This window comes from Salinimicrobium oceani, assembly GCF_012037645.1.
Genome location: NZ_JAAVJR010001671.1, coordinates 1 through 281, shown reverse-complemented (window position 1 = coordinate 281; position 281 = coordinate 1). Strand labels below are relative to the sequence as shown.

Genomic DNA, 281 nt, shown 5'->3' with positions numbered 1-281 from the left:
CCATATTTTAGATCATAACCATGTTCTCCACAATGTGAATATGCAATAATGATCGAAGGACCCGGGTATGCAGTTGCTTCCTCAAAAGCTTTAAGAGTTTGCATGTCTTTGGCTCCAATAGCTACCTGGGCCACATACACGTTCTGGTAAGACACGGCCTGTAGCGCCAGACTCTTTTTAGAGGTCTTCTTTCCGGAAACAGCAAACTTAGCACTGGCTCCCAGAGGGGTAGCCTTGGACATTTGTCCGCCCGTGTTGGAATACACCTCGGTATCCATCAC

The 281-nt window shown here is 47.3% G+C and carries 1 protein-coding gene; it reads right to left on the bottom strand.

Translation table 11 applies throughout. The features are described from left to right. A partial coding sequence (locus tag HC175_RS23550) for a thiamine pyrophosphate-dependent enzyme (RefSeq protein ID WP_168140140.1) occupies positions 1 to 281 on the bottom strand: 281 nt, incomplete at both ends.